General features: G+C 27.1%; 12 protein-coding genes. All 12 read right to left on the reverse strand.

Translation table 11 applies throughout. The features are described 5' to 3' along the window. Positions 1 to 3 precede the first annotated feature (3 nt). The 12 genes from XO11_RS04040 to XO11_RS04095 all read right to left on the reverse strand — a co-directional run bounded on the left by XO11_RS04040 (position 4) and on the right by XO11_RS04095 (position 9,158). On the reverse strand, positions 4 to 1,044 hold the full coding sequence (locus XO11_RS04040) for a hypothetical protein (protein WP_075780420.1): 1,041 nt from the start codon (positions 1,042 to 1,044) through the stop codon (positions 4 to 6). Then, on the reverse strand, positions 1,007 to 1,468 hold the full coding sequence (locus tag XO11_RS04045; RefSeq protein WP_014296304.1) for a YaaR family protein: 462 nt from the start codon (positions 1,466 to 1,468) through the stop codon (positions 1,007 to 1,009). The genes XO11_RS04040 and XO11_RS04045 overlap by 38 nt, the downstream gene beginning before the upstream one ends. A gap of 131 nt (positions 1,469 to 1,599) precedes the next feature. Further along, positions 1,600 to 2,250 carry an RNA-binding cell elongation regulator Jag/EloR gene (jag, locus tag XO11_RS04050; protein WP_014296305.1) on the reverse strand — a complete coding sequence of 217 codons (651 nt, stop codon included), beginning with the start codon at positions 2,248 to 2,250 and terminating at the stop codon, positions 1,600 to 1,602. 28 nt (positions 2,251 to 2,278) lie between these two features. Continuing rightward, complete coding sequence (gene yidC, locus XO11_RS04055; RefSeq protein ID WP_075780421.1) at positions 2,279 to 3,619, reverse strand: membrane protein insertase YidC; 1,341 nt, start codon at positions 3,617 to 3,619, stop codon at positions 2,279 to 2,281. Further along, on the reverse strand, positions 3,616 to 3,879 hold the full coding sequence (yidD, locus tag XO11_RS04060; RefSeq protein ID WP_075780422.1) for a membrane protein insertion efficiency factor YidD: 264 nt from the start codon (positions 3,877 to 3,879) through the stop codon (positions 3,616 to 3,618). The genes yidC and yidD overlap by 4 nt, the downstream gene beginning before the upstream one ends. Then, positions 3,876 to 4,226 carry a ribonuclease P protein component gene (gene rnpA / locus XO11_RS04065; protein WP_014296308.1) on the reverse strand — a complete coding sequence of 117 codons (351 nt, stop codon included), beginning with the start codon at positions 4,224 to 4,226 and terminating at the stop codon, positions 3,876 to 3,878. The genes yidD and rnpA overlap by 4 nt, the downstream gene beginning before the upstream one ends. Position 4,227: 1 nt before the next feature. Then, positions 4,228 to 4,362, reverse strand: coding sequence for a 50S ribosomal protein L34 (gene rpmH, locus XO11_RS04070; RefSeq protein ID WP_014296309.1), 135 nt, complete (start codon positions 4,360 to 4,362; stop codon positions 4,228 to 4,230). 138 nt (positions 4,363 to 4,500) lie between these two features. Further along, positions 4,501 to 6,180: an HD-GYP domain-containing protein gene (locus XO11_RS04075; protein WP_075780423.1), complete on the reverse strand. Its 1,680-nt coding sequence runs from the start codon at positions 6,178 to 6,180 to the stop codon at positions 4,501 to 4,503. A gap of 2 nt (positions 6,181 to 6,182) precedes the next feature. Continuing rightward, positions 6,183 to 6,893, reverse strand: coding sequence for a LysM domain-containing protein (locus XO11_RS10405; protein ID WP_014296311.1), 711 nt, complete (start codon positions 6,891 to 6,893; stop codon positions 6,183 to 6,185). A 53-nt stretch (positions 6,894 to 6,946) separates the two neighbouring features. Next, complete coding sequence (locus XO11_RS04085) at positions 6,947 to 7,684, reverse strand: Nif3-like dinuclear metal center hexameric protein (protein WP_175418200.1); 738 nt, start codon at positions 7,682 to 7,684, stop codon at positions 6,947 to 6,949. An 84-nt stretch (positions 7,685 to 7,768) separates the two neighbouring features. After that, a complete protein-coding gene (locus tag XO11_RS04090) occupies positions 7,769 to 8,881 on the reverse strand; it encodes an ABC transporter ATP-binding protein (protein WP_014296313.1) in 1,113 nt (370 codons plus the stop codon). A 16-nt stretch (positions 8,882 to 8,897) separates the two neighbouring features. Then, on the reverse strand, positions 8,898 to 9,158 hold the full coding sequence (locus tag XO11_RS04095; protein WP_014296314.1) for a type II toxin-antitoxin system Phd/YefM family antitoxin: 261 nt from the start codon (positions 9,156 to 9,158) through the stop codon (positions 8,898 to 8,900). Positions 9,159 to 9,651: the final 493 nt, after the last annotated feature.

Raw genomic sequence — 9,651 nt, forward strand, 5'->3', positions numbered from 1 at the left:
TATCTATTCCTCCTTATCTGAAAAGAAAGCATGCAAAAACCTGAAAAACATCGTTGTTATAACTAAATCAAAGTTTAAATTTGATATATTTAAACGAGTAAGGTTATCACACCATTTAATGTTTTCATATATGTTTTCAAAGTTTAGTTTGAAATTTGAAAATCCAAAAAACTCATACATTTTTAACGAAGAAAATTCTTTCCAATAGCTGGAAAGTCTATATACATACGCATCATGATATAGTGAAAGAAATAATCTGGCAAATAGTTTTATTGTATCTAATTTATTTGCTATAGAATTCTTTTTTGATATTATTTTATCAATTACACTTTGAATTTCTATTAAGTCCAGATTTTCAAATCTTTTTATCAATTCAAAAAAAGCTTCGTATTTTAATAATTCCTTTTCTGTATCTTCATCTTCACTAAGAATTATTTCAACAAGTTCAAGATTTTTTAATCCCTTCAAAGAGTTTATCATTTCAATTAATTTACTTTCATTATCTATATTATCAAAAATATATTTCGCCAATTTATAATTACTATTTATAGAATAAGAAAATTCTATATATATTTTTTCATTTTTTTCTTTTATTTTTTTTCCTATATCTGAATTTGGAATGAGTATTTTATATAATCTACTTCTAATTGTTGGTAATAAATTATACCATTTTGTTGTTGTTGAAAGCATCACTGCAAATGTTGGCGGTTCTTCGAGAATTTTTAATATCGCATTTGCTGCCTGTTGATTCATTTTGTCAATTTCATGTATAACAACTAATTTATATGAAGAAAAATTTGGTTTATATTCAAGAAATTCCTGCATTTTCCTTATATCATCAATCTTTATATTTCCTTTTTCAGGAAATATTTCATATACATCGTTTATGTTAATCTCTTTTTTTACTTCATTTACTATTTCATATAAGTAATTAATATCACCATTGACAAAACACAAAGAACTTCCTGAAAATGTATTAAGTGACTTTATTTTAATGTGTATCACCTCATTTATATAAATCAAGTAATAATCCATTAATGGCATCTATTTTTTTAGCATATACAAAAGCTCCACTCTCATTTTTTAAAATTTTATCTGTTAATTCCTTTAATTCCTTATTTACCTGATCCGCAACAACATAAAAATTTTTCTCTCTAAAATTTAACTTCGATTCTAATTTATATAAATTTTTTTCTATCTTTTTCAAAAAGTCTTTGACGCTTTTTTTATATTTTTCAAGATTCCTTTCAACTGGAGACCTTTTAAACTCTGCACCATATTCTTCTATTTTTTCAAGCAATTTTTCAAGATCCTTTTTTATTATATCCGCTTCATTTAAATCAAGAATTTCAGAAAAAGTTGTCTTTCTTTTTCGAGACGCTTTACTTTTTTTAGATGATTTTTTATTTTTTACCTTGCTATTTTCGGATTTTTGAGCAGAACTTCCTGACATGGGGTTTATAAACATAACAGCCACCTCCCCCTTTACACATTATTATACCATATTAAGTTGTCTAATAAGTAAAAAGATTAATTTAAAAACTAATAATAATTCAATAAAGGGGGACAACGCCCCCTTTATTGAATTTCATAACTTTATTATGCTTTTATTTTTGACTTAACGCTTTTTATTATTACTTTTCTATATGGCTCCAATCCAATAGATTCTGTTTCTAAATGAGGATATTTACTTCTTACATATTCATGAACAATTCTTCTTTCATATGAAAACATCGGAGCTAATTCTATTTTGTCATTTGTTTCATTTAATCTTTTTACTGCATTATCAACTATTTCATATATTTTCTCTTTCTTTTTTCTCCTATATTCACCAACATCAAGATTTACATCTATCTTGGTTGAGGATAATCTATTCACAAAAATAGATAATATATGTTGCATAGCTCCTATAGTTCTTCCATACTTTCCAATTAATTTACCGAGTCCATCTCCTTCAAGCCTTACAAGAATATTTTTTCCCTGAAAGTTAATTGAATAATCAAAATCGCCGTCAAAGTTTTCGAGAATATCACCCAAAAACTCGTTTAACCTATTAATCATATACTTTTCATTCAAAAAAGCGTTAATAATAGCTGGTTTGTTTCCTATCCCAAGAAAACCTTTTTTTGGTTGTTGAATCACTTCAAAGTTAATTTCTTCAGGTGTAACACCAAAAAATTTTACCGCTTCTTCAAATGCTGCATCGATACTTTTCCCCTCAAAGTCCTTTTCTCGAATCTTAATATTCATTTTTAAAGAGCACCTCCTAATGCTAAAACTATTTTGCTTTATATGGCTTTGGCCCAAGCCCAAAAAATTCCCTTACGGTTAAGCCTTTTATATTGTTCTTTTTATTTACGTAATATGTAATGAATACCTGTAATATAGCATTTGTTACCCAGTAAATGAATATTCCTGTTGGCAATCCTATAAATAAGAATGGGAATATTATCATCATAAATGCTGTGTTCCAGGCTGTTTTTCTATCTGTAGCTGATTGCAATGCATTAAAGAAGTATGCTGCAACACTAATTAAAACAAGCAAAATATTTTGTTTAAATCCACCCTGAGAAAGATCTGACCATATTAAGAACTGTGGATTATATGCAAATGTCCCCTGATAATAATTAATTGCACCGTATAATATCCAGAATATTGGTAATTGTATAAACGCTGTTAAACAACCATCTGCTGGATTAATTTTGTGCTCTTTATACAATTCCATCAAAGCCTGTTGCTGTCTTTGAGGATCTTTATATTTTTTCTTTATCTTTTCAACTTCTGGTTGTAATCTTCTCATTTCTATCATAGATTTTGTCTGTCTATGATAAAGCGGGTATAACAATAACCTTATAACAAATGTAAAGATCATTATAGCCCAACCAAAGTTTCCTGTAAATTTGTATAGCCACCATAAGAATGTAACAAAACCATAATTTATATACCATAACCAGTTAATTGCCCCAACCTGTTTTGATAATTCCTTTATTCTATCGTATTTTTCAGGAAATACCTGTTTTATAAATACATATTTCCTTGGTCCCATATATGCTTTAAATGTTTTGGAACCAGAAATCATTATGGAATTATTTTCTATTGGTATATCCTTTGAATCAAAAATGAAAATGGATTTTATTGGTTTCGCAAGATATGAAATTAATAATTCATTATCTACAGCCACTGTATTTGGATAAGAGATAGTAGGAATTATAACCTTTCCATTTATATTTTTAAACGATACATCAAAATCATAATATGGTGAATTATAGAACTTATAACTTTTTTCTCCACCATTTTTAAATAAAAATGTAATTTCAACATATTCTTTGTCTTTTCCTTCTGTAATTTTATATGACTCCGGTAATATTTCATTACCATTTTCATCTAAAATATCAAAACTGTCATTATAATATTTATAGATATTTAAAAAAATTGTATTGCTTCTATTCTGTAAAATACTAAAATCCTTCATATGTCCGTTTAAATCAAAATTTACTTCATATAATCTCATTTGCAGTGAAATCTCTGTAGCTTTTGTTGTTATTGTATATTCTGGCATTTGTGTAAATGCAAAAATACTTAGGACCAAGAGTCCTATAATTAATAATGCTTTTTTCAATTTTTTGCACCCCTTTGTTTATTTTTATTATGTGGTATAAATACAAATTTTTCAGGAACTGGATCTATCCCGCCCTGGTGAAAAGGATTACACCTCAATATTCTCAATATTCCAAGATATAATCCTTTTAATACTCCAAACCTCTCAATTGCTTCATATGTATATGTTGAACATGTTGGGTAATATATACATTTTGCCGGTTTATAAGGCGAGATATATTTTTTATATATTTTAATCAGCCCTAAAAATATTCTTTTCATTTTAAATTCTCCGCTATATCTAATAAAATATTTTTTATCTCCTCAAATGTTAAATTATCAAATTCTTTTGAAAGTGTCTTTCGTGGAAGGAATATAATATCAAATTCTTGTGGAAAGAGACTTTTATTTCTGCGATATATCTCTCTGATATATCTTTTTAATTTATTTCTTTTATGTGCTTTTCCAAATTTCCTTTTTATCGTTATTCCAATTCTGGAATAACCCAATTCATTTTTTAAATAAACAACCACAAAATATTTGTTTACATGTCTCTTTCCACAAGAAAAAAGTTTGTCAAAGTCTCTTCTGAGATAGATTCTTTCAAATTTCTTAAATGTCTCTCCCATATTAAACAGCTAATCTTTTTCTTCCTTTAGCTCTTCTTCTTCTTAATACAGCTCTTCCACCTGGAGTTCTTGATCTTACGAGAAATCCATGTGTGTTCTTTCTTTTTCTTCTGGAAGGTTGATATGTTCTTTTCATCTTCATGCCTCCTTATATATTTTTTTGATATTATACCTTCAATTATTATACCTTTTAAATGCTTTTTATGTCAATAAACAAAGTTACAATTCCTTTTTTTTTAAGAAAAAATTCTAAATCATATAATAATTTTGTGTTTTATTTAATACTTTTTATCTGTTGCATCCTTAATTCAATTACCTGAAGTAATTTATAATATTCTTCATCGGTGATTTCTCCAACTCTAAAATCACAATGATAATATCCTGTAAAAATTTCCTGTTTATTTATAATTTCTCCTATTAAATTTACTTTTACGCTAAAAGCCTCAAAATTAATTACCATTTTTGTTTCAGCCATTGAGTCTATCTTTTCTTTTAATGCATAAAAAACTATATTTTTATTTGAAATTGTCTCTATATGGGCTTTAAAAGCTTTTTCATTATCAAGTCTCCAGACATATTTATTTACAAATATTACTTTCTTTAAAGGTATTCCAATACCTGTTAAATTCCATTTTATAGAAACATTTTCATCATCTTTAACACTTCTATCTATTTTAGCTACATACCCCAATTTATTTCTTCCAACAACCTTACACTTTGTATTTATAGGCATATTATTTACATAATACTCAAGATCAAAGTATTTGTCTATTGTTAAATATTCATTGGAGATATTTATTATATTACCGTTAACTTCTACTTCTTCTGTTGCAACATATAAAGTAATATAATCTTTTTTTGCATCTATTACCTTTGCTTCTACAAGAGTTTTTTGATTATTTACATCAAGACTTAAATAAATATCTTTATATTTTAATGTATGTGTTTGATATAATCCTCCATAAAACTCCGGTATTATTTTTATAACTATATCAACAACGTCTTTATCAAGTTTTCCTATTTTCGCCATATTACTTAATACCTTTATTGCTTCTTCCATACTTAGCGCTTTACGCCACGGCCTATTTGATAACAAAGCATCTGTAACCTCTGCCACAGCAAGAATTCTTGACAAAAATGGAATTTCATTATTCATTCTTTTATTATAACCACTTCCATCAAGAAATTCGTGGTGAAATTTGGCTATCTCAACATATTCAGAAAAATAGTCATTACCAGCAAAAAGAAAATCAAGTTTATATGTATGTTTTTTTACCTCTTCAATTTCAGATGGAGTTAATTTCCCGGATTTTTGTAATATGCTTTTAGGTATCCAGATTTCACCAAAATCATGTATTAAAGATGCATAAAATAATTTTTCAACATCTTTTTGATCAAGCTTTAAATTTTCAGCTATTAACAGGGATAATTCAGAAATCCTCAAAGAATGATAATATGTATATGCATCATGCGCTTTTAAAATATACAATAAAGAATTTATATTTTGTTCAACAGCATATTCTTTTAAATAATCATCTTTAATATCCAATAATATAGATAAAATCTGTTTTGCATTTTCATTTATTATTTTTTTTACATTCATAATGGCATTTTTGCCTTCTGCCTGATCAACTATAAAATAAATAAAGCCCAGATCTTTATTTCTAAACTTTATTAATTCTCCAATAGCAAAATAATTTTCAATTCCTTCAAAAAAGTGTTTATTAATACTCTCCTCATACTTTACTATATTAAAATGCGATTCTTTAAATTTATCCTCAACCGAAAAATACATATTTTCCATTGCAATATCATAATTCTTTAATTTAGAATCATAATATGAGATAATTTTAAATAAATTATCAGATAATTTGATTCCGAGAATAAATCTAAAATCTTTTAAGGTTATTTTGGCAATAATCTGATTTAACTCTTTTAATACATTCTCAATCATAACTATTCCCCTTTTAATTTTATATTATTGGCATTCCCCACAATTATATACATATCCTTTTTAATAAGTTCTGGTTTTTTTAGATTATTTACTTTCAACAAATAATCTACAGAAACTCCAAAAATTCTTGAAATTTTATATAACGTATCTCCTTCTTTAATTTTATAGTATATATAATCATCTTTTAAAATTGGTTTTTGATAGTATTTTTCAAAAACATTTTCATCTATAGCATAAAAATCCCTTGGATTTGTGTCTCTTATTATAAATGAAAAATCATTAAATCCTGACATATCTGTACTTTCTGAAGAAATTATTTCTCCATGTACAGAAATATTTTCATATAAAATCAATATGGAAATATTGGAATTTCTTATTTCTTTCGAATATTTTTTCAAAACGTCATCTGTTTTCTGTATTACAAAACCATCCTTTTGTATTTCACGTTCTGTATTTATTATCCCCATAACAAATACCTCATTATTATTATAGAGATATTTAGTGTATGGCATATAATATTCTTTATCTTTATATATCAAATTAGCCACTAACAATGGCATATTATAATCAAAAAGGTTTTCATTAAAGGTTATATTATAAAAATTTTTATACGACGGAAGTTCATAATACCCTTCATTACTTTTCATAAAGGTAATCGAAAAAGAGAGTATAGAAAAAATTATCATTATTATTAAAATAACATACCTTCTCATTTAATTGCCTCCCATAAACATACTATTTCGAATTATATTATATCATAATAAAATTAAATTTCATTATATACATCAATAAAAATTGTTTCTAATCCGAATTTTTTTTCTAAAATTTCTCCAATTGCTTTTACACCAAATGTTTCTGTTGTATAATGACCGGCATTTATATAGTTTATCCCTATTTCTTTTGCTATATCTCTGATATGTTCTTTTACCTCTCCTGTAATAAATGTATCAACATCTGTGTTTTCAAGTGCATCTATAATATATGATGCTCCACCGGAAATAATAGCTATTTTTCTTACATATTCCTTATTTTTATAAATAAATAAATCTTTTCTTTGAAATACTTCCTCCATTTTTTCTTTGAATTCTGAAAATGGTATTTCTTTTTCATACTCGCCTATAACTCCATAATCAAATGGAATTATATTTTTCAAATTCAATCTTTTAGCAATTTGTCCATTATTTCCATATTCAATATGCGAATCAAGAGGTAAATGATATCCCATTAAAGTCATATCGTTTTTTATAACCAATTCAACACGTTTTTTCAAATATCCTCTTAACTTAAAAAAGTTTTTTCCAAATATACCATGATGTACAAACATCATATCCGCATTTTCTTCAATAGCTTTTTCTATAAATTCAAGATTAAACGAAACACCTATTGCAACCTTTTTTACTTCACTTTTTCCTTCAATTTGAATTCCATTAAAACAAAAATCATTAAATTTTTCAACTTCTAATAATTCATTTAAATATTTTTCTATCTCAAAAACATTTGCCATTTTTATCCCTCCATCTTTTTATTTTATCATTTTATTTTTCCATATATGTTGAAAAATCCCCCGAAAACGGGGGATTAATTTATATTATTTTTTTAAAATTGCTTTTTCTGTTTCCTTATCAAATGCGTGCATAGTATGCATTTCAAGAAGCAATTCTATTTCCTGTCCTTCTTTTGCTTTTGTTATTGGATCAACTTTTGCAACAAGTGATTGTCCTCCAACATTTACATGTAATAATGTTTCACTACCAAGAGGTTCTACAACATCAACAATACCTTTAATTATTGCATCACCTTCAATTTCACCTTTAAATAATTCTTTATCGTGAATATTTTCTGGTCTAATACCAAATACAACATCCTTATCAATATAATCAGCGAGCATATCTTCATAATCTTTTGGAACCTTAACCTTAAATCCTTCTGCTGTTACCCATAATCCTCCATCGCCTCTTATAATCTTTGATTCAATAAAGTTCATAGGTGGTGTTCCAATAAATCCTGCAACAAATTTATTTGCTGGTTTAAAGTATACTTCATGTGGTGAACCTATTTGCTGAATAACACCGTCTTTCATGATAACAATCTTATCAGCCATTGTCATAGCTTCAACCTGATCATGTGTAACATAAACTATAGTAGCATTTAATCTATGATGTAATTTTTTCAATTCACTTCTCATCTGTACCCTTAATTTAGCATCAAGGTTTGATAAAGGTTCGTCAAATAAGAATACCTTTGGATCCCTAACAATAGCTCTACCAACAGCAACCCTTTGTCTTTGACCACCTGATAATTGTTTTGGCTTTCTATCTAAAAGATGTGCAATATCCAAAATTTTTGCTGCATCTTTAACTCTTCTATCAATTTCATCTTTTGGAAATTTTCTTAATTTTAATCCAAATGCCATATTATCATATACTGTCATATGTGGATACAAAGCATAATTCTGGAAAACAAATGCAATATCTCTATCCTTAGGTTCAACATCATTAACAACCTTACCATCTATTAATAATCTTCCACCTGAAATTTCTTCAAGTCCTGCAATCATTCTCAATGTTGTTGTTTTACCACAACCTGATGGACCTAATAAAACGCAGAATTCCTTGTCTTCAATAGTAAAATTTGCCTGTTTAACAGCATGAAATCCATTAGGGTAAATCTTATCAATATTTTCCAATACAACCTGTGCCATTTAAAACACCTCCGATTTATTCAATATCTTCTATTTCTTTAAAAATATCCTTTATATCTTCATATTTCGAAGGATCTCCTATTTCAAGCAAATAAAGATCCCTTATTTCATCTATAAAATTCATAAGTTTTTTAAACTTATCAAAACCAATTACAACAAATTCAGGTTTTCCATTTTTTGTTATAACGATAAAGTTTTTTTTGGATTCTTCAGTAACTCGGGAAAATTTTGATTTTGCTTCAGCGACACTATAAAATTTTAAATTTTCTATATCCACAAAGATTCCTCCTTGACTATAATTATAGTCATTATTGTTTTAAAATAAAAACCTGTTGAAAGGTAATAAGAATTCAATATAACAAATTAAATGGAATAAAAGGTAAAATACGCCTTTTTTCATTAAATAATAAAAATTTTGTTTATCCTTTTGTTGTTGATTGAGAAAAATAAAAATTCCCTCAAAAGACTTGGTTGCTAATCCTCGAAATTTATCTTTGAAAGTAGAAAAATAATATTCACTCAAACATCGCCTCCTGCGCTGCTTCGCTAAAAATCACATCCGTGTGATTTTGAGTGAAGACGAACATGGACGTGAGTCTGCAACGGCCGGCGGGAACGAGAATTTTTGAGGATTAGAATTTTCTACCGTTTGAGCGAACATTATTCGTACTATTTTCTTCACCAGTTGTTTTCATTTTTTACAACTGTCCTATAATGCCTGTTGTAAAAATTCTTCGTTCTGGTTAGTTTTATTACTTCTATTATACAAC

The organism is Marinitoga sp. 1138, from assembly GCF_013363265.1.
GTDB lineage: Bacteria > Thermotogota > Thermotogae > Petrotogales > Petrotogaceae > Marinitoga > Marinitoga piezophila.

Coding starts and splice junctions, on each gene's coding strand:
- XO11_RS04085 (WP_175418200.1), bottom strand. CDS start 7,684: ATGGCAAATGTTTTTGAGATAGAAAAATATTTAAATGAATTATTAGAA.
- rpmH (WP_014296309.1), bottom strand. CDS start 4,362: ATGAAAAGAACATATCAACCTTCCAGAAGAAAAAGAAAGAACACACAT.
- yidD (WP_075780422.1), bottom strand. CDS start 3,879: ATGAAAAGAATATTTTTAGGGCTGATTAAAATATATAAAAAATATATC.
- XO11_RS04075 (WP_075780423.1), bottom strand. CDS start 6,180: ATGATTGAGAATGTATTAAAAGAGTTAAATCAGATTATTGCCAAAATA.
- jag (WP_014296305.1), bottom strand. CDS start 2,250: ATGAATATTAAGATTCGAGAAAAGGACTTTGAGGGGAAAAGTATCGAT.
- XO11_RS04045 (WP_014296304.1), bottom strand. CDS start 1,468: ATGTTTATAAACCCCATGTCAGGAAGTTCTGCTCAAAAATCCGAAAAT.
- rnpA (WP_014296308.1), bottom strand. CDS start 4,226: ATGGGAGAGACATTTAAGAAATTTGAAAGAATCTATCTCAGAAGAGAC.
- XO11_RS04090 (WP_014296313.1), bottom strand. CDS start 8,881: ATGGCACAGGTTGTATTGGAAAATATTGATAAGATTTACCCTAATGGA.
- XO11_RS04040 (WP_075780420.1), bottom strand. CDS start 1,044: ATGCCATTAATGGATTATTACTTGATTTATATAAATGAGGTGATACAC.
- XO11_RS10405 (WP_014296311.1), bottom strand. CDS start 6,893: ATGAGAAGGTATGTTATTTTAATAATAATGATAATTTTTTCTATACTC.